The organism is Microbispora sp. NPDC049633 (assembly GCF_040675265.1).
Taxonomy (GTDB): Bacteria; Actinomycetota; Actinomycetes; order Streptosporangiales; family Streptosporangiaceae; genus Microbispora; species Microbispora maris.
Genome location: NZ_JBFAOO010000002.1, coordinates 1 through 23,035, shown reverse-complemented (window position 1 = coordinate 23,035; position 23,035 = coordinate 1). Strand labels below are relative to the sequence as shown.

The following is a 23,035-nucleotide window of genomic DNA, read 5'->3' as shown; positions in this document are numbered from 1 at the left end:
TTATACGTCCTTTCCCAGTGTATTTGGACGATCGCTGACGTTTACAGCGGCGAGCTTGGCCTGCAATTCCTCGACCTGCTCCGCGAGCTGCTGTACGGCGCCCCACAGGATTCCGACGATGGTTCCCTCAGAGACGTGCTCGTCGCCGATCTGGGCGACTTCTGGCAGGTCAGACCGCATGGGGCCGACGGCGGGCTGCCCATTGACGAGGTACTTGAACGAATAGACGGGGGCATTTACCACGGCCTTTACCGGGTCGAAATCCAGCGGCCGGATATCGGTCTTGAGAGTGGGCGAGGACACCTTGATGAAGTCGGTGGCGTAGACGTTGTGGTAGCCGCCCTTACCCCGTGCGTGCAGGTCCCCGTTCAGCAGGGCGCCGGAATTGCCGCCGGGGCCAAGTACGTGCGCCGACTCCTTGGCCAGCTCCACGCTGGTCTGCTCGTCGGGACCGTGGACGGTGAGCAGGTCCGGGGTGGGGACGACGTGCCCCCACTTGGGGTCGTTGAAGACGTGGTAGACCGGCCAGCGGTAGTCGCCGTTGGGGAAGCCGATCCACACCGGGTCGCCCGCCTTGAGCGGGGAGTCGACGATCGAGGCCGGGCGGGCCCACTCGGAGATGGTCGTGCCGAGCACGTCGGGCACCCGCGCGGTGATGCGGCGCTTCTTCTCCGGGTCGGCCGAGGACACCACGATCCCCTGGTACAGGCCGTTGTGGTCCCTCACAGCAGCACCTCCCTGCGGGAGCGGGCGATCCATCGGCCGCCCGCCAGGGTGCAGGCGTCGTTCACCTTGGGCATGGTCGTGTCGCGCAGAGCCAGGTTGTCCTCCCGGTTACGGGCCACGGTGACCTCGCACTCATATCCCCAGCGCTGGCCGTTGCCGGACGAGTCGCGGGTGCGCAGGATCTGGGTGGCGTCGGTGATCAGCCACCGGCCCTCCAGGGTCTGTGGGACCGCCTTGCCCGTCAGCTCGAACAGGTTGCCGGGGATGGCCTCGACCTCGCCGTGCAGGGTGATGTGCGCCTGCAGCCACTGCTCGTTTTCGATCTTCACCGCGTCCGAGGTCTGGTACAGGTCGCTGACCGAGGTGATCGCCGTGTTCCGCCGAACCCACTCGGGGGCCGGTTCGTCGGCCGCCGACCGGTCATACAGGAACTCGTTCGCCTCGATGTCCAGGCCGGTCAGCTGCCGGTTGGCCTGCTTGCCCGCCACCGGCACCAGGGAGCCGACCAGCGGCTCGGCGTCGTGGACGTTGTCGGCGCGGTTGCGCGAGCGGTTCATCAGGCCCTTGACCGGAGTGGAGGTGGTGGCCAGCGCCAGCGAGGCGGGGTCGGTGAAGTACAGGGTGCCGTTCTCGATCCACAGCTGGCGGCCCGAGGCCTTGGCCCGCTCGCGCAGCCAGTCCATGTCGGAGATGCCGTGCTGGTACAGGTAGGGGTAGACCTTACTCGTGCGGTGGGCGACCAGGCTCAGCCCGTACTCGCTCGCGAGCTGCTTGGCGATGCCGGAGTCGGTGACCTCCTCCCACCGCCGGGTCTTCTCCGCACGCAGCTGGTGGGAGTTGCCGACCAGGACGTGAGTGACGATCGTGTTGCCGTACCGGCCGCCGGGCAGGCGCCCGGTCGGCTCGCTGTGGGCGATGTAGCCGTACCACGTCTTCAGCTGGGACGGCTTCTTGCCCCACACCAGACGGACCGGCGTGCCCTGCTTGGGCAGCGTCAGCCGCTTCTTCATCTGGCCGGGGCCGTGGTACAGCACCTGGACCTGGGCCACGGTGTTGTTGGCGATCGACGGCTTCAGCACCACCTCCAGTGGGCCGGGGGTGATCTGCTGCTCGTCGATGTAGAACTCGTAGTGGAGGATCCCGCGATCAGACATACGGCACCCTGATGATCGTGCCCGGCTCCAGCTCGCCCCACCAGAAGATCTCCGGGTTGGCGTCGGCGATCTGCCACCAGTCGTAGGGGTCGCCGTAGTACTGGTGGGCCACCAGGTCGATGCGGGTACCCTCGCGCCAGGTGTGGTCGGTGTAGTCGAACCACCACGTCCTCGGGGGCCGCAGCTCCTGCCCGCGTACGAGCTTGCCTCGCCAGGACCGCGACTCGGTCCCGAGATCCTGATACCTGCTGCTCATCCATTCCCCCAGATGTTCGACAGACGACGAAGGGGCGTGCCGGGGTCCGGGCTCGGTCCGGGCGCCGGGGTGGGTGTCGAGCCGCCGTTGCCGATCGGCACCTGCGGGGTCGGGTCGACGATGACCGGCTTGGAGCCGCCCGCGCCGGAGCCGGAGGTGCCCTTACCGGATCCGCCGACGGCGCTGGAGGCGTCGCTGTTACTGGAGGCGTTGCCCGACCCCGGCGAGTGCTCGAAGTCCACCTTCGGCAGCAGCTGCACGTCGATCGACACTCCGGCGCGGATCGGCACCATGGACTTGCTCCAGTGCGTCCAGCTGATCGAGATGCCCGTGCAGATGCCGTAGACCGTCAGGGCCTTGTCGGTGGCCCCGAAGTGGAAGTAGGAGGGGTACTGGACCATGGTGGCGGTCGAGAATCCGGCCAGTGTCATCTGGTAGACGTCGCCCTTGGTGTCGTCCAGGATGCCCGCCCAGGCCAGCAGCGCGCGGATGTCGCGCCACACGCCCTCCTCGGCGATCTGCGGGTTGGTCCAGTTGGACACGTTCGGGTAGGACACCTCGTAGGTGCGGTCGAACAGCAGCTGGAAGGACATCGACTGGTTCAGCTCGGCGATCATGGACGCCTGGCCGCCGTTCTTGCGGGTGTAGACGTAGGTCGCGCCGAAGTCCGCCCCGTCCGGGGAAAAGCCCATGTCCAGCGTCGCCGGGTTGTACAGGAAGTACAGCTTGCGGTCGGGGGTGGCGTTGTCCTCGTAGTCCGTCTGGCTGGTGTCGGTACGGATGAAGCCCCGCTCGATAGGGTGGGTGACGACGTCGGACCCGACCGAGCCGTCCGGGTTGCGCCCGCCCCACCAGACGTCGTAGCCCTGGATCCAGGGGTGGAACGGCTTGTTGGAGTTGCGGTCATCGCCGCTACCCCCGGTCCAGGCCTCGGCCGCGTCCGGAGTGGTCGGCAGGCTCGGAGGCACAGGGCTAGTCATCGTCGGTGACTCCTCGCGCGATCTGGGCGTACAGGTTCTTGCGGTCCAGCTCCTTGAGCATCCCGCGAATGATCGTCTTTCCGGTGTCCTCGGTGACCGGGCCGTTGGCGTGGACGACGATCGCGCCGGAGGCGATCTGCAGCACGACCTTCCCGCCGCCGCCGCTGCCGCCCTCGGCCGACTTGCCGCCGTTCCCGGCCTTGATGTTCTCCTCGACCAGGGCCTCGCGGATGGTCTTGGCCTGCCGGGCGGGGATGATCATCTCGTCCTTGTGGACGACGGCCAGCTCGTCCTTGGGCAGCTTCCAGGCGCCCTTGTCGTACCAGCCCTTGTCGTGCCAGAACGCCCAGGCGCCCTCGGGGTCGCCGTACCGGCCCTTGATGTAGTTCAGGCCCCAGGAGATCTGCTTGGCGGCCGAGGAGCGGTACTCCTTGGACTTGGCCACACCCTGGCCGCCGGAGGGGTTGGCCTGGGGGATGCCGTACGCGCCGGAGGAGCGCTCCTCGGCCTTGTCGTTCCAGCCGGACTCGCGGAACCAGATGTACTGCAGGGCCGCCCAGTCGCGGCCCTCGCCCCACCCGTACTTGGCGGCCAGCTGGTGGCCCAGTTCCATGTTCCGGCGGGCGCGGGAGCCGAGCTGACTGACAGGCGTCTTGGGGATCTTCAGGTCGCCAGGGCGCAGGCGGTCGAGATACTTCTTCCAGCCCTTCCCGTCGCCGTCGCCGCGCTTGCCGCCCTCGGCCGCCGAGGTGTTCTTGGACTTGGTGCCGTCGGGGTCGTTGGTGGCGCCGCCGGTCGACGCGCCGGAGCTGGTCGACGCGCTGCCGGTGCCGCCGCTGACCGAGGAGCCGCTGTCGCCGCCGCCGAAGTCGCCGCCGCCCCAGTCGGTGGTCTCGCCCCCTCCCCCGCCGCCGCCCGACGCTCCGGCGCCGCCTCCGGCGAAGATGCCCGCCAGCGCGCTGATCTCGTCGGTACCGAACGCCGTGCCAGGGGCGCCCAGGCCGATGCCGCCGCCGCCGACGGCCCTTCCGCCACCGCCGCCACCACCGCCCCAGTCCCCCGTGGCGGAACTGGAGCCGCCCGAGGAGCTACCCGACGAGGAGCTGGCCGAGCCGCCGCCCGAGGAGCTGGACGACCCGCCGCCGGAGGATCCCTTGGAGTCGAAGGCGGCCTTGCCGTCGTACTTGTCGCCCGGCTTGACCGGGCCGAACTTCCCCTTGGAGGACTTCTCGTAGCCGATGACCCGCTTGGCCCGCGTCCAGCGGACAGCGTTCATCGGCTTGATCGTCACGCCGTTGGCGCTGCTGCTGTTGTCGATGAACTTGTCCCGGCTGATCGCGATGCCCACGTGCCCGTTCTGGGCGGTGGGGTTCATCAGCAGAATGTCCCCGGCGACGACCTCGTCCAGCGGGACGTCGATGCCGTCCTTGGCGGCCATGGGGCCGGTCCAGCTGCCCAGGTGGATACCGGCCGCCTTGGCGTAGACGTAGTTCACGAAGGAGGAGCAGTCGGCCAGGCCGCCCGCCTTGAGCCTGCCGTTGCCCGCCTTGTCGCGGCCCGCGCCCATCCTGTAGTGGATCTTGCCGCGCCAGCGCTTGGCCTCGTTGATGACCGCGTTGGCCAGGCTGACGCCGGACTCCTTGCCGCCCTTGCCGGAGTCCCCGTGGGTGGCGCTGGAGTTGGTCGAGGTGATCGGCGAGGCCGAGACGGCGGCCGAGCCCTGGGCGTCCTGTCCGGAGACGGCGGCGCCGGGGAATGCCACGCTGCTGACGGCGCTCGCGCCGGACATGACCTTGGCCAGCATCGGGCCGAGGGTGACCGCGACGTTCTTGGCCCAGGCCGACAGGTCCCTGATGATCGGCGAGTTCGTGAAGTTGTTCACCGCCGCGTCGAAGGTATCGACGGTGGTGGTCATCTTGTCCTGCATCGCCAGGTAGGAGTCGTTGGCGATGAGGGCCTGGCCGCGCTGGACGGCCTCCGAGCGGGCCATGTCGGCCGCGTCGGTGCTGGGGAAGGTGATGTCCGCCTTGGCCAGCCGGTCACGGGTCTTGTCGAACTTGGTGCCGGGCTTGTGGGCGTCGGTCAGCGCCTGGTCCATCCAGGACACGTCCTGGCCCCGGTAGAGCTGCTTGTTGACCGAGCGCAGGATCTGGACGAAGTCGTCCACGTCCTCGCGGCCGAGGGCCACTTGCAGGTCGATGTAGCCGGTCGCGTCGGTCTGGAAGTCGATGTCGAACACGGCGGGATCGACCGCCTCGCGGCCCTGGTAGATCCGCTTGAGGAAGCGCTTGGCCCACTGGGTGGCGCCCTCGAACTTGCCGTTCTTGCCGACGGGGTCGCCCAGGCCGAGGCGACGGGACCGCATCCGCGCGCCGGGGGTGACCATGGAGTGGGCGCGCTGGAGGGCCCCGGTGGCGCCGATGCCGGGCGCGACCGCCCCGATGGCCGACGACAGGCTTTCCAGCCCCTGGGCCTTGGCGTTGTCCAGGCCCGAGGCGTACCGGTACATGTTGTAGGTGTACTGGTAGTTGTCCAGGTCAGACAGGGCGTAGCCGCGTGCGCCGGACAGGGCCATGGAGATGTTGCCCAGGGCCGTGCTGTCGCCCGTGATGGTGCCGACGGCGTAGTGCTGGATCTGCTGCCGGTAGGCGTCGGCCGACATCCCGGCCGGGCGGTACTGCTGGCCGAACGACTTGAGCATGCCCAACTGGAGGTTGGTGTCCTGCTGGGCGATGGCCTGCTGCTCGAACATCCCCGCGTAGTACTTGGCCGAGGCGATGCCGGTCTCCAGCGCGCCGAACATGGCGGGCGTGCCGCTGGAGGTCTTCCAGTGCTTGGGGGTGGTGCCGCCGATGGCGGCCATGATGCGCTGGCCGGTAGTCGGGGTGACGGTGAACTTCGACCCGCCCCCGTTGGGGGTCTTGGGATTGCCGCCCGAGCCGGACGGGTCGGACTGGCCGGAGAAGGTCCCGCCCGAGGAGCCGGACCCGCCGCCGGAGGAGCCGGACGCGCCCGGCTGGTGCTGGCCGTGCGGGATCCCGCCGAAGGTGGCGTCCCCGCCGATGCGGGTCTTGCCCCCGCTGCCGGTGGACGGCAGCGCGCCACCACCGCCCCCGCCGCCGCGCTGGAGCTGCTGGACCAGCTTGTCCAGGGTGGTGGTGAGCTTGGACAGCTGCTGGCCCAGGTTGTCGTTGTGCTTTTGGAGCTTGGTGGTGGCCGTGGCGAAGCTCGTGGAGGCCTGCTCCAGCTTGTTGATGTTGAGGATCCGGACGATGTACTGCGCCGCCGGATCGTTGGGGGTGGTCACTGCTGCAAGGCCCTCCGTTCAGCGCGTTCGGACGCCCGGCTGATGAAGAAGTGCCGCTCGCGCGGGGTCAGGGCCCGCGCGTCGGTCAGCGTCCATCCGGGGTAAGCCAGCACCAGTGCCTCGTAGATGTCGAAGAGTTCGGGGACCTCAGTCGCGAAACAAGGTGTCGATGTTGACCGGTACCTCGACCTTCTCGCCGCAGCCGGTGCAGTTGATCAGGGCCTGGTCGTGGTCGGGGCCGATCTTGCGTTCGCTCAGCTCGCGCAGGATGGCGTGCCGGTCGGCGGCGCCCATCATCTGGGCCTGGCGGGTGCCGAAGGCCGTCTGCTGGGTGCCGTCGGCCGAGGTGATCCGCAGCACGGTCCGCGCCAGCAGAATGGTCTGCTGCTCGGGCGTGGACAGCTCCTTGGCCCGGCTGGCCGTCATGACGGCCTTCTGGTCGCCGCCCGTGGCCAGGCGGACGGTGGCGATCCGGCCGTCGCGCAGGGTGACCTCGAACTCGTTGGTCTCGGCGTCGAGCTGCTTGACGGGGATGTCGGCCAGGTCGTACTTGACCACCATCTGGGTGCCGCAGTCGCGGCAGGTCAGGGGGTCGAAGTCGATGGTCTTGCCGTAGGTGACCCGCCGGATGCCGAGGATCAGCGCCTCGCGGTCGCCGATGATCATGTCGTCGAGCAGGGCGGGGGTCACCGGGTTGTCGCCGAGGCTGATCACGCCGCAGGACAGGATCGCGTCCGGGATCTTCTCCGGCAGGCCGGAGACCGCCGCGCGGCCGATGGCCTCCTCGTCGGCGCCGTTCAGCTCGCGCACGCGGGCCTCGGTGATCCACTGGCCGTTGACCGAGACGCCGCCCGGCAGGCGGACGATGTTCGGCTCAGGGGGCGTCATGGGGGTGGAGCGGATGGCGTTGGCCAGCACCTGCTGGGTGGCCGCCAGCACGCCGGGGTTGTCTTCGGGGCTGACGTACTGGCCCTGACCGGGCAGTACGGGGAACGGCGGGTTGAGATCCATGACAGGTGTCCTTTTCGTGGTCGACGACCCTGGCGGGCCGGGCGGCTGTGGAACGTTCCAGGACTACTGGAAGTCGATGTTGGACCTGTCGTCGGACAAGATCATCTCCCAGCCCTCGTGGGCCAGGGTCATCTGCGAGATCGAGATCGAGTTCGCGCCCGCGTCCAGGTCGGAGAACGCCAGGGACGTCGGCCAGGCGTTGTAGATCCGCCAGCCCGCCAGCTGCGGCGGGTTGGGGCCCGGCCACGGGTGCGCGAGCAGGTAGATCGCGACGTTCATCCTGAAGTCGGTGTTCGACTGGGTCGTGTTGCCCTGGAGGACGTCGAACAGCTCCAGCATCCAGTTGTACATCGCGTGGTTGCCGAGGGTCAGGCCACGCGACAGCGAAATCGGACTGTAGTCCGACTGGCCCGGCATCTTCCTGGTCGTGGTGTTCATCCCGCCCTCGCGGTACGGAATGACCTCAGTTGTCATCGAAAGTCCGGTTACGTTCATGAAACCGGTGACGCCGGTCGCGCCATTGGCGGTCCCGGAGTTGTTGTTGAAGCCGTAGTTCTTGGTGTCGGAGAAGACGACCTTGAACCGGAACGACCGCAGCGGGTCGGTCTTGGTGCGGTCCTCGACGCTCGTCGAGCTACCGCCGGGGGGCAGAGGGGTACCCATGGGTGTGCGCTCCTAGAAGGGATCAGGCCTCGTTGCTGGCGGCGGTGCCCTCGTAGTGCGAGAGCTTGATGATCACGAATTCCGCCGGGTACAGGAGTCGGACCCCGACCTCGACGTTGAGTCGGCCCGCGTTGATCTCCGACTGCGGGTTCTGGTCCGGGCCGCAGTTGACGAAGAAGCTCTCCCGGTCCGTCTGACCTGCGAGAACACCCGCCTTGCGGAGCTTGGACAGGTACGCCGACAGCGACAGGCGGATCCTCTGCCAGGTGTCAGGCGCGTTCGGCTCGAACACCGCCCAGCGCGTCTGGTCGATCAGCGTCTTCCGCAGCATGATCACCGTCCGGCGGACCGGCACGTACAGGTCCGGCAGGGACAGCTTCAGCGTGCGGGCGCCGAAGATGCAGTGCCCGTACCCAGGGATCAGCCGGATGATGTTGATCTGCGCCTGCGCCAGCTCGTCCAGCTGCGCCTCGGTGAACCGCGCCTCGGTGCTCAGCACGTTGGCCACGATGTTCTCCACGCCCGCCGGAGCCTTGGCCGCGTTGCGGGACAGGTCGGTCTTGGCCATCTGGCCGACGACCGCGCCGCCGGGCGGCAGCAGCCGCCGCGCGCCCCACCGGTTGGAGGAGGGGTCAGCGCACATCAGCCACGGGCCGTACACGGCGCCGTAGCTCGACTGGGTCAGCGCGCCGTTGCCGGTGACCATGCTGGTGTAGCCGGTCTTCACCTGGTCGCTGGTCGCGCCCTCGGCCGCGCGAGGGCCGTCGATCACGAGGAACACCCGGCCGATGGACTCGGCCCAGGCCAGCACCTGGTTGAGGACCGCCGTGTCGGACATGGCCGGGATGTTGAGGTCGAAGTTGCTGCCCGGCACGTCGGCGAGCTTCTTGGCCGCCGCCACGTAGTCATACGGGCTGTCGCCGTCCTCACCTCCGGTCAGCGCGGCGGTCTGGGCCGGGATGACGTCGGTGGTGGCGTTGTAGACGTAGTCGTCCACAACCTTGGGGTTGACCAGCCGGATCAGCAGCGAGCCGTCGGCCGGGGAGTTGACCACGCTGATCACGTACCGGGCGTCGTCGGGATCGCTCGACAGGTCGGCGAACCGCTCCACGATCGTGGTCCCGTTCACCACCCGCAGGTCGAACCGCCCGCCCTCGGCGCCGGTCGGCGCGATGACCACCGACAGGGCGTTGGACGCGGCACCGGCCGACAGCGCGGTGACGGTCAGCGCGGGCTTGGGCCCGCCGGAACCGGCCGCCGTCGAGTCGTTCAGGGTGGCGGTGGCGTTGGTGGCGTCCTCGCGCACCGCGCGGACGACGTAGCAGTTCCCGCCGCCGTTGGCGAAGAACTGGTAGACGGCGAATGGCAAGTAGTTCCGGGGGCCATTGAATCCGCCGAACAGCGTGACGAACTGAGCCCAGGAACGGATCAGCGTCGGAACGGACGGGCCGATCGGAGCGACGCCGACGAAAGCGCCGATCGCGCGGGACGCACTCGCGTCATTCGCCGCCCCCGACGACAGGTCTTCCTCGACGTAAACGCCGGGAGTCAGGTAGGTGGCCACTGGCAAACTCTCCTAGAAGGTCTCACGTTTGGTCGTCGAAAGTGGCGAGCGTCCACTTCTTGGTCTGGGCGTCGACAATCTCGCCGCGAACGTGCTGGATAAGCTCGTACCGCTGCGCTTCCCACGGCATGAATTCCGTCTGGACCTGTACCAGGTAATGCGTCGTGAACAGCCGCTTGCCGTTGGTGTCGGTGATGGGAGTAGGCGATTCCGGGCCGCTGACCAGATTCAGCGGCAGGCACCGCTGGGTCTGCGGGATCTCCAGGTAGCCGTACTTCGCCGGGAGCCGATCTCCCCTGGCCAGGATCCCGATCAGCTCGGTCTGGTGGGTCTGGGTCCGGCACAGCACGGAGATCTGGTAATGGACGTCGTGCGGAATCGGCCAGTCCCCGTAGTAGTTCCACAGGTCTCCAGCCGACGGCTCCGGCTTTCCCTCGACGAAGGGGACAAGACCCCACCCCTGGTGCATCCGATCCGGCGCCGGGGAAATGGTCCCCCGCTCGATGACGATGACCGGGTACGTCATGTCCCCGACTTCCGGCTCGGGCGTCGAGAAACGGACGGGGACGGCGAGTGAACCGCTCGGCGCGGACACCGCAATATCGGACAGCTTCGCCTTCACGGCGCCGTCCTCATTGAGGATCCACGGCATTCCCGGTCACACATCCATTCCCGAAAGACAACCATTCACTTTCAGGGTAGAGAAAGCACGCCCGGAAATGGTAAGGGCCGAATCGGTCACACCGACGACTTACGAAAGAGCCGCCCACGGCGACTGGTTCAGCTGACTCAGCGACGACGGACTGAACGACGCGGGCAACGCGGTCTGCCCCGAGCCGAAGGTGGCGAAACGGAGCGACGCCGGAGTGGAGGACAGCCCGATATTGGGCATTCCGAGGAGCCCGGCAGCAAGGGCCGCTCGCGCCAGCGACGGCGCTGTCGTCGAACCACCATTCAGCACCGCCACCCAGTACCGACCCGGCGCAGCTTCGTAGGGGGTCGTGAACGAGATCGCCTTGATGCCCGCTGACTGGAACGTCGTCCCCACGTTGGCAGAAGCGGCTCGCAGGACACCGTCGGAGTCATACAGACCCACGTAGGCGCTGGACAAGCCCGCACCGGCTCCCGTGACGTACACCGTCACGCGGTTGACCGTCGCCGCCTCGGCGAGCTTCACGCTCAGAAGCCACACCGTCCCGGACGGGACCGGCCCACCCGTAGTCGCCAGGCCCTGCGGATCCGTAGTCCAGGTGAGGAATCCGTGATCCGCTGGTGTCCACGCCGTTGGGTCGCCAGGAATTCCCTGGTCACCCTTGGGACCCTGTGGCCCCTGATCACCCTGGTCGCCCTTGAGGCCCTGTGGGCCCTGCTCTCCCTGCGGGCCGGGCTCGCCCTGCGGGCCGGGCTCGCCCGGAATTCCCTGTTCGCCCTGCGGGCCGGGGTCGCCCTTGGGGCCTTGAGGACCGGCGTCCCCCTTCGGTCCCGGCTCGCCCTGGACCCCCTGAAGCCCTTGCGGGCCTTGCGGTCCGGGATCACCCTGTGGCCCCTGATCGCCCGTGTCGCCCTTCGGGCCAGCCGGGCCCTGAGGACCGGGCTCGCCCTGCGGGCCCTGAGGACCGGGCTCGCCCGGGTCACCCTTCGGCCCGCGCAGCAGAGACTCCGGCGCCGGGACGTACGGCGCCCCCGGCGTCGGCCGGTAGGCGACCTCCCCGTGCCACCACGCTGAGAACTGCTGGTCGTCGAGCAGGTCTTCGCGCTTCATCTGGACGGCGTCGATGCCGACCATGACGTCGCGCTTCTTCAACTGGCCGAGGACATGGATGGCGGTGATGCGGAAGACCCGGCCGTCGTAGACGAACCGGTCGCGCAGGCGGCGGTTGTGCTCGACGTCCAGCCGGTCCAGACCCGCGTTGATCAGCTGCTTGAAGGACGCGGTGACGTGGATGGTGTCGGTCCAGTACAAACCGGCGTCCTCCTGCTCGGCCGCGCCCTCCTCGCGGATCACCTGGAGCACGGGAATGTCCACCGGCTCGTAGAACACCCGCCCGGCGCCCGCAGCCTCGCCGTAGACGTCGTGGGTCTCGGTCAGGTCGTGGGAGTAGCGGAAGTAGGAGATCGTCTGGCCGTAGACGCTCTGGTGGCCCGCCAGGGCCGACTCGATCTCGACGCTCTCATATGTCGGGTCGAACCGACCCTGCTTGCGATCAAGACGTGACATCAGGGCCCCCAGCCGCCCCAGTTGGGACTTGGCAATTCGGACGGGTCCTCGTTCGGCGCATCAACCGGCGGCAGCAGACGGCGTGGACCCTTCGGGCTGTACTCGTCGTACTCCCTAGGCGCGAACACCGGCACCAGGCGGCCGGTGAGGTAGGAGACCCGGCGCAGGGTGCCGACCTCGATCCTGTTCATGCCGATGTTGAGCTGACGGCAGAAGTCCTCATACCGGGCCTGCAGCGCCTCCCGCTGGGCCGTCAGCTGCTGGAAACGCTGGCCGCGCGACAGGTGGGTACCCTCGGCCGTCCACACGTCCACGTCCGAGGAGGCGTCGGTGGTCATGTCCCACAGGGCCTCGATCGTGGCGAGTACCGTCAGCGGCTCCAGCTCGATCTCCGGCAGATTGGCCAGGGTGATCGGGGTCCGCTCGATGCGGATGAAGCCGTGGTCGTCCCGGACCCGCTGGGACGTCTCGCGCTCGTGGGTGTGGCGCCGGACCGCGTCGGTGATGTAGCCGGTGATCTCCTCGTCGGTGAACAGGGAGAAGGCCTTCCCGGCCACCATCAGGGTGTCGGTCGTTTCCAGCGCGGTGGTCAGGGTGACGATGCCGTCGACCGGCTCCAGGGTGTAGTCGGTTCCCTCGGCCAGGTCCATGACGACCGACCCGGACACCTTCGAGACCACGACCTCGGTGATCCGCTGGTATCCGGTCTCGTACTCGTCCTGGCCGCCGGGGAACGTCACGCGGAAGCGCTCGCCGAGGTCACCCAGAGCACCCCGGACACGAGCCAGCATCACGGACATATCAGCCATACATCAATTGTCGATTTTCCGGGAATGAAAGTGGTAAGATCGCCTCTCCCCCACCACGAACGGGAGCCCGAGATGGACCGTTATGACCACCACGAGAGCCTGGCCGACGCCGCTCTGCAGGGGTACGCTCTCGGCGCCATCGTGGACGCGGCGAACAACCCGCAGTGGCAGCAGGTCATCGACCCCCGCACCGGGCAGCCGGTCTACCACGCCGACGGCACGCCGATGCTCGACCGCGTCCCGCTGTACCAGCAGGTGGCCCCCCGCGTGTACCGTGCGGTGTGGATCAAGCGGCTGGCCGTCGTCGGGTTCGTGGTCTGGACGTTCGTCCTGTTCTTCGGCTCGGCGCTGATCCAGAAGGCCCTGGGCCCGGACAACTGGCAGGCGGCCAACGCGGTGGCGGCGATCACCAGCGGCGTGTTCTACCTGTCGATCTTCTTCGCGCTCCTGGCCCTGTTCGTCCGCTGGCTCAACCGGCGGCAGTAGCGACGGGAATGGCCCCCGCACGAATCCCGGTGACAAGTCGGGGTGCGGGGGCCTAACCATCCCGGCGGTAGCGAAGGGACCGGGAAGCTTAGCCCAGGGAGAGCGTCAGCTTGTTCGCGCCCATCTGCAGGGCCTGGCCGTTGACGGCCTGCTGCGGGGTGTCGAGCGTCCAGACCTCGCGCACCTCGCCCGTGGTGCCCACCTGGGCCGTCACCAGGGCCGCGTGGGTCGCCTGGGCGGCCATGTCCGCCGTGACGGGCCCGAACGTCAGAACGTTGGTGTTGGACGTGGTGGAGGGCACCGCCGCGCTCGCGGGGGCCCAGGACACCAGCTGCCGGGCGTAGCCGGGGGTGTTGACCTCGGCCAGCTGGGCGATGGTCGCGTTGTTCGGCGGCGCCGAGGTCAGCAGCGCCACGTAGGTGCTGTACGGCGTCGTCTTGGCCACCGCCCGGCCGACGAAGTAGTCCAGCGCGTCGGCGGCGGCGGTCGTGGTCGGGTTACCTGCCATCAGGCCACCTCACGGGCGATCTGGGAGAACTGGGTGACGCCGACCGCGATGGACTGGACGGCGCCGCTGGGGGTGTCGTAGTCGGCCAGCACGGTGTCCTCGTCGGCCGTCCCGAGGCCGGGGGTGCCAGGCGGGTAGATGCCGGTCACCTTCACGTCGGAGCCGGAGGGGACGGAGCCGGGGCCGACACCGAAATCGGACTGGAGCCGATAGATGGCCCCGATGGTGATCTTGGCCATCAGTGGTACTGGTATCCCTTCTCCTCCAGCACGTCGGCCACGTTCTTCGGCACGCGGTACCACTGGCCCCGGTAGAGGCTGTAGTGGTTGCCGTAGCCGATGACGAGGTCGGGGAGGTCGGTGTTGACGCGGATGCGGACCATGGGCTGGTCGACCTCGACAGCGTCGGAGAAGACCACGTCGCCGTCCTCGGCCGCGTCCTCGGCGGCCACGGGAGCCTCAGTCAGGGTGCTGATGGAACCGCGCCGGGAGGCCAGCTCCTCGGCGTTCTCAGCGGCCAGGACCTCGGCCTGTCGGCCGGTGTGGTCGCGGGGGGACTTGCGGGATGCAGCGGCAGCCACTACTGTCTCCAGGTGTTGGTCGAGTTAGGGGAGGTAGCCCCCGGAGCTACCAGTTGACGGCAGCCCCGGAGACTGGTAACTTGTCGTACGTCAGTTGGTCTCAAGCGTCAGGATCGCCGAGTCGGTGATGATCCCGAGGCCCCAGATCGCGTACCAGGCGATGCTGTGTTCACGTCCGTGGTCCAGCACGCCCCCGTCCCTCAGCTCGACGGGCAGCGAGATGGCGTGGCCGAAGGCGTTGTCTCCGAGCACGGTGGACTGGTAGACCGTCTTGCCGCCCGTGTTGGTGACCTGGTTCACCTGCGTGGTCTCGATAAAGACCACGTCGTCGATCCGGCCGATCTCGCCGAGGGCGAAGTTGCCGGGCGACGCGTACTTGGTCATCTCGATCCAGGTCGGGTCGTCGCGCAGACGACGGCTCTGGTGCGGGTGGACGAAGCAGACGTACGTCTCGCCGAGACGGGGCACGTTGAGACTCGCAAGGGTCTCCACGGCATCCTTGACCAGCGCGGTGGTGAAGTGGTAGTTTCCGGTCAGCTCGTCACGAGTGGTGGCCGGAGTACCCCGGTCGTACGGCGACAGGACGGTGCGGGTCGCGTTGACCGTGGTGTCGTACTTGTTATAGCCGTAGAGCGTGTTCGCGGCGCCGAGCAGGGTGTTCCTCGCGCTCTTGTCGAGGTACAGTGCCATGTTGCGCCCGAGGAGCCTTGAGGCCGACGCGAGGACATCGTCGAACGAAGCGTTCAGCAGCAGCTCGGAGACCGCCACGGCCATGCCATGCTCGGCCACGGTGATGCTGAACTGGCTCGCCGACAGCGCGTAGGTCGTCATGCGGACGCCTTCCGTCAGCTGGCTGGCGTCGGGGAGGTTGTTGTACCGCATGAAGTTGATCGTCAGACCGGGCTGAACGCCCAGCTCAGTCTTCTTGACAGCGAACTGCTCATACCTTAGAATCGGCATGGCCTGGAACAAGATCTCCTTGCTCCAGATGGTCTGGATGGCCGCCGACAGGCTGGAGCCGCCAGCGTAGAGCGAACCAGTGACGTTCGTCGACAGGTTCGGGGTACCAGTGATCGCACTGGTGGCGGGGAAACCGATCGCCATGATTACTTAGGTCCTTTACCCAAAGAGTCCTCGTCCGTTCGGCTGAGAAGCCTGGCCGAGGAGGGATCCTCGCACCTTGGCGTACTCAGCCATTGACATGGACCTGATCGCGTCTTCCGAGAGCTGCTGCTGCACCGAGTCGGTTTCCAGAGGTCCAGTTGCGGCGTATCCCGCAGGGGACACACCACGGGGCGGTGCGGCCGGAGCGACGCCAGCCGCCGCCGACTGCAGGTTCTGCAGGATGGACTCGGTCTTGGCCTTCAGCGTGGTGATGCTGGCCTCGACCTCCTCCTCCGTGTTGCCGTTCACCAGGTCGATCAGCTCGGGAGCGATGCTGTCGCTCTCCTCGCGGACTCGACGCTGGACGTAGGCCTGAAGCGCGGAGAAACGGCGCTCCTGCTCCAGGATGGCCCGCTCCTGGGCGCGCTCCTGCTCCAGCTGAGCGAAACGCTGCTCCCACTCCTTCTGCCGGGCCTCGATCAGCTCGGCCGCCGTCATCTTCTCCTCGGCGGCCTTGCGCTCGGCCTCCTCACGGAGACGCTGAGCCTCGGCACGCTCCTGCTCCCACGAGGAGAGCTTGGAGGTGACGTCGTTCAGCTGGCTGCGTGTGGTCTCCAGCTCGCGGTGGAGCTTGTCACGCTCCTGCGCCCTGAAGCGCTCGACCTCCTCAGCGGTGAACAGGCGGCCCTGAGTGGGCGCCTGCGGGGCCGGGACGGCCGGGTCGGGGGTCGGTGCCGGGGCGGGCGGCTGGGAGCCGTCAGGCAGGGTGTCGGTGGATCCACCGCCGATGAGGCGGATGGGGCCTCGGCTGGTGTAGCCGATGACGTCACCGAGGTTCGGGGTACGGGTCTTCAATTCCTCGTCTCCTGTTATTTGTCGGCGTCCGGATTTCGGCGCTGCGGCAGTTTCGTGCCGAAGGCCTGTGTCACGATGTCGGATGCGACTTGGCTTTCCTGAGCGCCGATAATCTGCTGAAGCTCGGACCTCATCGGACCGGGATTCGGCTTTCTCGGCGCAGGACCCGCAGGATTCGAGTTGGAGCTGCCAGATTGCGGGGAAGTATTCGGTTGTTCAGGGGGCGAACCATCCGGGTTCATCCCCGTCAATTCGACGATAGCAGCAGAGATGTACGCGTTGATAACGTCAAGCGCTCCCTGCTCCTTCGCGTCCTCAACGAGTTCCTTGAAGATCTCCTGCATCTTCTCGTCGGGGAATTCCGTTCCGAGTTCACGCAGGGCTCCACGCTTCGACTCAAGGCCGAGCGCCATTCTCGCCTGGACTTCGTTGAGCTTGATCAGCTGGTCGGTCGGCATGGCGTCCGGCCAGACGCATTCGGTCCGGTAAACCAGCGGGTCGGTGGGGTCGATGAACTCCGGCTGGCCCGGCTCGATAATCCCGTCGGTGTCCGGGTTGTACAGCATGGAATCGGGCTCGAACAGGAACAGCGTCCGCAGCACCAGCTCGTTGATCCGCTTCAGCAGCGCGGTCATGTTCACGAGCTTGGCGTCCCGCTTATTGGTCGCCGGGAGCCATTCAATGGACAGGGCCACACCGGAGGTGTTGGAAATCGGCTGCACCTGGCCGAGGGCCGTCTCGGGGACGCCCGCCATTTCATGCATGGCCCGCTTCAGCAGGTCCATGAACGACAGCGGGCCGGACAGGTCGACACCGTTTTCCAGGTTGAACACCTGGGCGTCCTTCGGCAGGCCACCCCACACCTTGCGGGGGCCCTTCTCCAGGTTGCTGGCCTTCGCCCCGGTGATGATCGTGACCGGCGCCGCGTGGTACGCGATGATGTCGGCGATCTGGGTGGCCGTCTCGTTGTACTGCCGGTTCAGCGGGATCAGGTCGTTGACGTCCGACAGGCCCCACGGGGAGCCGGAGACCGTGATGTTCGGGGCGTAGGCGATCGGGATGGTCCCGAGCGCGTTGGGCCGCCGGTCGATCAGGTCGTCGTTGATGTACTCCTCGATCCACTGATCGTCGATGATCTCGGTGTACGTCATGACCTGCCTGGTCCCCTCCAGCGAGGTGGTCCAGAACCGGTACTTGATCTTCACCCGGATCAACCGATCGCGGTCGTGGGGGTGCCACTCAGGGAAGACGAAGCTGCTGTTCAGCGGCAGGATGCGGACGCGGCCGGGGTGGGGGTTGCCCGCCGGATCGGTCCAGGGATCCTCGTAGGCCACCTTGACGAACATGTCGCCGGACACCGCGCCCTGCTGGGCGATCTCGCGGATGACCTGCGGCTTGTTGTTGTCGGTCTCCCACACCCGGTTCAGCAGGGCCGGGACGATGTGGGAGTAGGCGGGGGCCGCCCGGAAGGTGACGCCCCGGTTGTAGCAGAAGGCCAGGTTGAAGTCGGTGAGGGCCTTGACGTAGTTGAACGTCATCAGGGCCTCGCCGGGCTCGCGCCGGTAGGCGTGGTGGTGGCCGAGATAGAAGGCCCAGTTGGTCGCGTACCGGTTGAGCCGGACTCCGTGGACCTCGAACTCCTCGTCGGCCAGCTCGACCAGGCCTAGGGGGCTCACGGAGATCGCGAGGTCGCTACCCGCAGCTCGCTGGCCGGGCGGATAGAAGGCGATGGACATATTCCGGCATCACCCCCTACAGGCCCAGCGCCATTTGTGGCGCAACGTGCGTTACGAATTCCAGCGTAGGGAGGCTTCTCGCGGGAATGGTAACGTCCGGGCCTTTAGTTCGGAGGTGCCGGAAAACCAAAAGACCCCTGGGGGAAGCCAGGGGTCTTTCGGATGATCACCACATCGACGAATCCAGTATATCGGATCAGTCGGGCACGCTTCTCGTCCGCTCGATGTATTCGGCGGCCCGCCTCATCCGCTCCGCGTCGTCCTCCATATATCCGAGCGCCAGGTTGCAGTAGTGACAGAGAATGCCACGAACATTCCCGGACTCGTGGTCGTGGTCGACGTGCGTCCGAGGGTCGTCCGCGCCGATCCCCCTCGGGCAGATCGCGCACTTTCCCTGCTGCTCCTCGATGCGGGCCAGATAGTCCTCCCACGCGAGGCGGTACTGCGCCCACAGCCACTTCGCCCGGCGCGGTGCGTCCTTCAGGTGGTAGCCGTGCTTGGTGTGGGTTTCGGAGGCCTTTTCCCGCTGGACGCATCCGCAGGAGCCGTACTCCCTCATGCCGCGCCAGAGGACTGTCCGTTCAGTCCCGCATTCGCAGCGGCAGGGGAATCGGGCCTGGCCGTCAGCCTGCCGGACGAATGGACCGATCACTTTCCAGCGGCCGAACTTGTCACCGAGCTTCACGGTGGTCGGAGAACGCCGAGGCCCCCGCTTCTTCGGCGAGGGCCCCTGCTTGGTGGGGGAATTGCTCACGGAACTATCCTATGAGAACTTCCGCCCATTCGGTTGTCATTCGACCACGTTTGCGGGATTCTGCCGGAGGTAGTGGCCGCCATATCGGGTCACGACCTCGTACTCGACGGCGCCGTTGTCGCCGTTGGTGCCGTGGGCGAATTCGCCGAGGAAGGTCGGCGCCTCGACCCAAGAGGCCGAGCCGACGTGGGCCCGCTGGGCCATTGTCTCCTCGGGGTACTTCTCGTAGACGTTGGCGTTGTGGTTCGGACGGCCGGGCGCGGTGATGTAGCCCTGCATGATGCCCTTCTGGAATTCGTTCGGGACGTCGGTGTCGGTCGCGACGCCCTCCTCGAAACGCAGCGGACCGCGCCGTTCGGTGTTCACGCCGAACTTGCGCTCGTAGACGGGGTTCAGCCGCTCCGGATACTGGGGCGCCGGGGCGAGCGGGGAAACGTTCGTGGGGTCTGCCATTTTCTCACTTCCTGAGCGGTTCAATTCCAGGGTAGACCAATTCGTCACCGGGAATAGAATGGGTTGCTGCTCTGCTCGGCTTCCTGCATAAAGTGCTCACCGCTGGTGAGCACGCAGGCCATTGCTAGGGAGTCGCAGTAGTCGTCGTGGGCGTTGGCCTCGTCCGGCGCCGCCGCGAGCATGTACGGCCCGGTGTATTCCAGCTGAAGGTCGGACAGCTGCTGGACGAACCGCCGGTAGGTCCGCAGGTTCCGGCTCTTGGCGTGCGCGGGCCAGGCGATCTTGCCCCGGTCCAGGAGCTGGTACAGGTGCTTCCAGCGGGCCGACTGCTCCGGCCGCTGGCTGCCCAGCTCGACGATCTCGGTCTGCGGCATGAGGACCTTCAGCCGGTCGGCCACCGCGTCGCCGACTCCCCCGGTGTCGACGCCGACGGCGTGGATCCGGTACGGCCCCAGGAACTCCATGATCCGGTAGTACTGGGTCTCCCACGACATGCCGCCGCCCAGCTCCAGCCAGTTGAGCACGCGGTGGTCGTACAGGCCGACGTCGTCGGGGTGGTCCCAGTCGACCCATACGACCGTGACGACGGTGGAGTCCTGCTTGCGCGCCGGGTCGATGCCGACCACGACCGGCGAGCGGTACCACGCCTTGACGACCTGCATGGACTTGTCCCCCAGGGCCTGGATGCGCTCCTGGGTGGTGAACATGCCCTGCTCCAGCAGCCAGATCAGGCGATAGGACAACTTGAACTCGTCGGAGTCCTCGCCGAGCCGGAGCTTCTGCTTCAGACAGTGGGTCTTGTAGTCGGCGTTCGCCTTGGACGCCTCGCGGTAGTCGGCCTCGAAGTGGAGCTGGCGGGCGCTCCGCTTGGTCTGCTCCCGCTTGTTGTCCTGGATCTGCCGGTAGAAGACGTTCTTGACGTACGTCGGCGTCCCCGTGAACACATACGTGGCGTTCGTGCTCGCACCCATCGGGACGATCGACTTCGAGACCATGCGGTCGTCGGCGCCCTGGCACTCGTCGATCAGGATCAGGTGGTAGGTCCGGCCCTCGATGATCGCTCTCGGGTGACAGGTCTGGCGCCGCACCAGCGAGCCGGACTTCAGCGTCAGCGTGCGCCCGCGCGCCTTGACCCCGTCCTGGATGTCCGGGTCCTGCATCAGCTCCAGGGCCATCTCAGAGGTCAGGCGGGACACGATCCGGCCGTAGAGGTTGTCGGCCTGGTCGTCGACCGGCGCGAAGGCGCCGACCCACAGGCCCTCGCGGAACTTGCCCATGAGGGCGGGGAAGACCTTGGCCAGTACCGGGAACATGATCATGCACGCGGCGACGGTGTTGGCCACCGTTTCCGATTTGCCGGATTGACGGCTGAACAGGGCCGTGAGGGTCGCGCCGTCACCGATGATGAGGGATTCTACGATTCGCCGAGCGAATGGCCGCTGGTAGGCGTACAGGGGGTGGCCGGAGACCTCGTCGATCACGATCATCATCCGGTCGACGACCATGTCAACCGTCTGCTGCGTCAGCTCGTCGAGGTTGATCTCCAGGGCTTCGCGGGCCTCGCGCTCCCCGTCGGTCTCGTCCTCGAAGTAGCCTGCCTCGTCGTTTATATATTCGTCCGTCTGAACTGTCATTGAGTACCCTCGTTTGTCCGTATTTCGAGGGTATGGAAAAGGCCCGCCGCGTTTGTAATGGCGACGGGCCTTAACAGTTCTCGGAGTTACATCCTCGCGCGCAGCGTCCGGATGTCCCTGTTGTTGATCCAGGCATGCAGGTCGTCCCGCTCCTCACCGAATTCGCGGGCCAAGGAGGACACCAGCTCCCCCTCGTACTCGACCAGCCACTTCAGGACGTCGACCGTGCGGTCCTTGGGGAACACCCACTCGCGGGTGACCGCGCACCACGGGTCGTCGGCGCAGTACATCCGCAGCTTGTTGGGGTTACCCCGAGCCTTGATCCCGAGGTACCGGCCGCAGGCGCGGCAGTGGACGGGGTACAGCTGGTCCTCTTCGGTCTGCTTGGCCAGGCGGGCCCGCTTCAGCATCACCATCAGACCTACACCTCCTCGTCCACCAGGCCGTTGTCGACCTCGATCTTCTGCAGGGCCTTGCGGATCTTCACCACCTGGTCGAGGGGGATGATCACGCCGGAACTGGGGTGCCAGATGAGGTTTTCGCCGTCCTCGTCCATGACCTCGACCCAGTCGCGGATCTCGGCCGCCTTGTGCCCCTTGTACGTCACGGTGCCGACCCGGCGGATGCGGTCGACCCGCGCGACGCCGACCGGCAGATCCAGATACGTCTTGTGGTCGACCTTGCTCAGCAGCTCAGCCATGCTTCCATTCCTCCGTCTCAGTGCTTCCACCACCATACCCAACGCACCACACACCGTGCAAGGCATACAACGGTGAGCCGCGCCACTGACCGGAAGCACCGGAAGCAGTTGCCAGAAACGGCGAGTTGCCAGCAGCTGGCAACAGGCGGAATCTGGCAACTCCCAGGCAACTCCCAGCAGCTCCCAAATCTGGGAGTTGGAAGCAGCGGAAGCGGAAGCACCACCTGCTTCCGGACATGAAGAAGGGCCGGAGCTTCCGCTTCCGGCCCTTCTCGACACTCACCGCTTCCAGGCTACACCGGAAGCAGCTCCTGCTGGCGGTTCTGCTTCCGTGCTTCCATCTCCAGCTGGAAGCGGGCGACCCGCAGCGCGTTCCGCACCGTACGGTCGCCGACCCCCGCCGGGAAGTCCTTGAGGACCTTGCCGCTCTTGACGTCCTCCGGCCGCAGCCCTGCTTCCACCGCGCGCCGCAGGACCACCAGGGCCCTGTCCACGTGCTCGGGCGCCACACGGGGCAGCTTGACTGCTTCCGGCGCTTCCGGCCGGGGCGGAAGCACGGCGGTGACGCGCGGGCGCCGGGGCGGGGCGGAAGCAGCGGCCACCGGGACGACCGGCAGCACGGGTGCTTCCGGCTGCGGTGCTTCCGGCGCGCTGCCACTGTCCGCTGCCGGTGCTTCCGCCGGGGGTGCTTCCGGTGCTTCCGGCGCCGGGGGTGCTTCCGCTTCCACTGAGACCACCGCTTCCGGTGCCGCCGTCTCAGTTGCCGTCTCAGTTGCTTCCGCTTCCGGCCGCCGGAGCGCGGCGATCACTGCGTCCGCTTCCGCGTCGGCTTCCGCTTCCGCTTCCGCTTCCGCTTCCCCGTGGCCGCCGGAGATCGCCAGCACGAGCTGGTGGAGGAAGGCGGCGCCGACGAGCGACGGCACCGGCACGAGGACGAGCTTCCAGAGCAGGTTGACCTCCACCGCGCCGTCGGCGATCGACTGCCACAGCGCACTGAGCCCCATGGTCATCGACAGCCCGAGCACCGCGCCGATCGCGGCCGACTTGCGGAGCCCGGCGTGCTGGCGGGGGGTCGTGAAGAAGACGGCGGTCGAGATGACCTCGTAGGTGATGACGGCCACCGGCAGCGACCACGCGAGGCCGCCCATGCCGATCGCGCGCCCGAGGTTGATCAGGTGGTCGAAGTTCGTGAGGGCCGCGATCAGCATCATCGGGCCGGTGACGATCCCGAGGGTCCAGCGGACCGGACTCGGGAGGGCCGAGGGGGACACGGGGCCTCCATATACACGCTCTTGGGGAACGCGCGCAACCCTACCGCCGAGCTGATCGCCGCGTACAGCTTCGCAGGTCAGCCCACCCCGCACTTTCCAGCCCCCGGCCCCACACTTTCCCCCCACTTCTCCGTCACGGGGCGCCACAACCTCCCAACTCGGCCCTGCCTCTCCGTAGCCGCTTTAGTTGGGATGACCTGCTCAGAGTTAGGATTTGATCAAGGCGTGGAGATCATGTCCCAACTCAATCTTGACAACTTCCAGTT

24 protein-coding genes are annotated in these 23,035 nt (G+C 67.2%); 1 reads left to right on the top strand and 23 read right to left on the bottom strand.

Annotation, left to right across the window (positions count from 1 at the left end; all coding sequences use genetic code 11):
• The 11 genes from AB0J39_RS00900 to AB0J39_RS00850 all read right to left on the bottom strand — a co-directional run bounded on the left by AB0J39_RS00900 (nt 1) and on the right by AB0J39_RS00850 (nt 12,688).
• Nucleotides 1-726, bottom strand: coding sequence for a phage baseplate assembly protein V (locus tag AB0J39_RS00900; protein ID WP_363460384.1), 726 nt, complete (start codon nt 724-726; stop codon nt 1-3).
• The gene (locus AB0J39_RS00895) at nt 723-1,880 is read right to left on the bottom strand and encodes a hypothetical protein (RefSeq protein WP_363460382.1); all 1,158 of its coding nucleotides are present in this window, start codon (nt 1,878-1,880) and stop codon (nt 723-725) included. Before AB0J39_RS00895 ends, AB0J39_RS00900 begins: the two co-directional genes overlap by 4 nt.
• Entirely contained in the window at nt 1,873-2,136 is a 264-nt protein-coding gene (locus tag AB0J39_RS00890; protein ID WP_363460380.1) for a hypothetical protein, read from the bottom strand. The genes AB0J39_RS00895 and AB0J39_RS00890 overlap by 8 nt, the downstream gene beginning before the upstream one ends.
• On the bottom strand, nt 2,133-3,116 hold the full coding sequence (locus tag AB0J39_RS00885; protein ID WP_363460378.1) for a hypothetical protein: 984 nt from the start codon (nt 3,114-3,116) through the stop codon (nt 2,133-2,135). Before AB0J39_RS00885 ends, AB0J39_RS00890 begins: the two co-directional genes overlap by 4 nt.
• Nucleotides 3,109-6,423, bottom strand: coding sequence for an NlpC/P60 family protein (locus AB0J39_RS00880; protein WP_363460376.1), 3,315 nt, complete (start codon nt 6,421-6,423; stop codon nt 3,109-3,111). Before AB0J39_RS00880 ends, AB0J39_RS00885 begins: the two co-directional genes overlap by 8 nt.
• A 147-nt stretch (nt 6,424-6,570) precedes the next feature.
• Nucleotides 6,571-7,434, bottom strand: coding sequence for a hypothetical protein (locus tag AB0J39_RS00875; RefSeq protein ID WP_363460374.1), 864 nt, complete (start codon nt 7,432-7,434; stop codon nt 6,571-6,573).
• Nucleotides 7,435-7,497: 63 nt separating this feature from the next.
• Nucleotides 7,498-8,097 (bottom strand): phage tail protein, encoded by a 600-nt coding sequence (locus AB0J39_RS00870; RefSeq protein ID WP_363460372.1) that lies wholly within the window; start codon nt 8,095-8,097, stop codon nt 7,498-7,500.
• A gap of 22 nt (nt 8,098-8,119) precedes the next feature.
• Nucleotides 8,120-9,661 (bottom strand): phage tail sheath C-terminal domain-containing protein, encoded by a 1,542-nt coding sequence (locus AB0J39_RS00865; RefSeq protein WP_363460370.1) that lies wholly within the window; start codon nt 9,659-9,661, stop codon nt 8,120-8,122.
• 22 nt (nt 9,662-9,683) lie between these two features.
• Complete coding sequence (locus AB0J39_RS00860; protein WP_363460368.1) at nt 9,684-10,283, bottom strand: hypothetical protein; 600 nt, start codon at nt 10,281-10,283, stop codon at nt 9,684-9,686.
• A 129-nt stretch (nt 10,284-10,412) separates the two neighbouring features.
• Nucleotides 10,413-11,879, bottom strand: coding sequence for a hypothetical protein (locus tag AB0J39_RS00855; RefSeq protein WP_363460366.1), 1,467 nt, complete (start codon nt 11,877-11,879; stop codon nt 10,413-10,415).
• Nucleotides 11,879-12,688 (bottom strand): hypothetical protein, encoded by an 810-nt coding sequence (locus tag AB0J39_RS00850; protein ID WP_363460364.1) that lies wholly within the window; start codon nt 12,686-12,688, stop codon nt 11,879-11,881. The genes AB0J39_RS00855 and AB0J39_RS00850 overlap by 1 nt, the downstream gene beginning before the upstream one ends.
• A gap of 72 nt (nt 12,689-12,760) precedes the next feature.
• On the opposite strand from AB0J39_RS00850, the gene AB0J39_RS00845 reads away from it, so the two are divergent.
• Nucleotides 12,761-13,174, top strand: coding sequence for a hypothetical protein (locus AB0J39_RS00845; RefSeq protein ID WP_363460362.1), 414 nt, complete (start codon nt 12,761-12,763; stop codon nt 13,172-13,174).
• 88 nt (nt 13,175-13,262) lie between these two features.
• Here AB0J39_RS00845 and AB0J39_RS00840 read toward each other — a convergent pair whose 3' ends face one another.
• The 12 genes from AB0J39_RS00840 to AB0J39_RS00785 all read right to left on the bottom strand — a co-directional run bounded on the left by AB0J39_RS00840 (nt 13,263) and on the right by AB0J39_RS00785 (nt 22,709).
• On the bottom strand, nt 13,263-13,682 hold the full coding sequence (locus AB0J39_RS00840) for a hypothetical protein (RefSeq protein ID WP_363460360.1): 420 nt from the start codon (nt 13,680-13,682) through the stop codon (nt 13,263-13,265).
• Entirely contained in the window at nt 13,682-13,921 is a 240-nt protein-coding gene (locus AB0J39_RS00835) for a hypothetical protein (RefSeq protein WP_363460358.1), read from the bottom strand. Before AB0J39_RS00835 ends, AB0J39_RS00840 begins: the two co-directional genes overlap by 1 nt.
• The gene (locus AB0J39_RS00830; RefSeq protein ID WP_363460356.1) at nt 13,921-14,262 is read right to left on the bottom strand and encodes a hypothetical protein; all 342 of its coding nucleotides are present in this window, start codon (nt 14,260-14,262) and stop codon (nt 13,921-13,923) included. Before AB0J39_RS00830 ends, AB0J39_RS00835 begins: the two co-directional genes overlap by 1 nt.
• Before the next feature lie 90 nt (nt 14,263-14,352).
• Nucleotides 14,353-15,366, bottom strand: coding sequence for a N4-gp56 family major capsid protein (locus AB0J39_RS00825; protein ID WP_363460354.1), 1,014 nt, complete (start codon nt 15,364-15,366; stop codon nt 14,353-14,355).
• A gap of 15 nt (nt 15,367-15,381) precedes the next feature.
• Nucleotides 15,382-16,221, bottom strand: a complete 840-nt coding sequence (locus tag AB0J39_RS00820) for a hypothetical protein (protein WP_363460352.1) — start codon at nt 16,219-16,221, stop codon at nt 15,382-15,384.
• Between the two features lie 14 nt (nt 16,222-16,235).
• On the bottom strand, nt 16,236-17,897 hold the full coding sequence (locus tag AB0J39_RS00815) for a phage portal protein (RefSeq protein WP_363460676.1): 1,662 nt from the start codon (nt 17,895-17,897) through the stop codon (nt 16,236-16,238).
• A 256-nt stretch (nt 17,898-18,153) separates the two neighbouring features.
• Entirely contained in the window at nt 18,154-18,516 is a 363-nt protein-coding gene (locus AB0J39_RS00810; protein WP_363460350.1) for an endonuclease VII domain-containing protein, read from the bottom strand.
• Nucleotides 18,517-18,747: 231 nt separating this feature from the next.
• Nucleotides 18,748-19,164: a hypothetical protein gene (locus tag AB0J39_RS00805; RefSeq protein WP_363460348.1), complete on the bottom strand. Its 417-nt coding sequence runs from the start codon at nt 19,162-19,164 to the stop codon at nt 18,748-18,750.
• Between the two features lie 44 nt (nt 19,165-19,208).
• The gene (locus AB0J39_RS00800; RefSeq protein WP_363460346.1) at nt 19,209-20,798 is read right to left on the bottom strand and encodes a hypothetical protein; all 1,590 of its coding nucleotides are present in this window, start codon (nt 20,796-20,798) and stop codon (nt 19,209-19,211) included.
• Between the two features lie 86 nt (nt 20,799-20,884).
• Nucleotides 20,885-21,214 (bottom strand): hypothetical protein, encoded by a 330-nt coding sequence (locus AB0J39_RS00795; protein ID WP_363460344.1) that lies wholly within the window; start codon nt 21,212-21,214, stop codon nt 20,885-20,887.
• A gap of 5 nt (nt 21,215-21,219) precedes the next feature.
• A complete protein-coding gene (locus AB0J39_RS00790; RefSeq protein ID WP_363460342.1) occupies nt 21,220-21,498 on the bottom strand; it encodes a hypothetical protein in 279 nt (92 codons plus the stop codon).
• A 293-nt stretch (nt 21,499-21,791) separates the two neighbouring features.
• Nucleotides 21,792-22,709 carry a hypothetical protein gene (locus tag AB0J39_RS00785; RefSeq protein WP_363460340.1) on the bottom strand — a complete coding sequence of 306 codons (918 nt, stop codon included), beginning with the start codon at nt 22,707-22,709 and terminating at the stop codon, nt 21,792-21,794.
• Nucleotides 22,710-23,035: the final 326 nt, after the last annotated feature.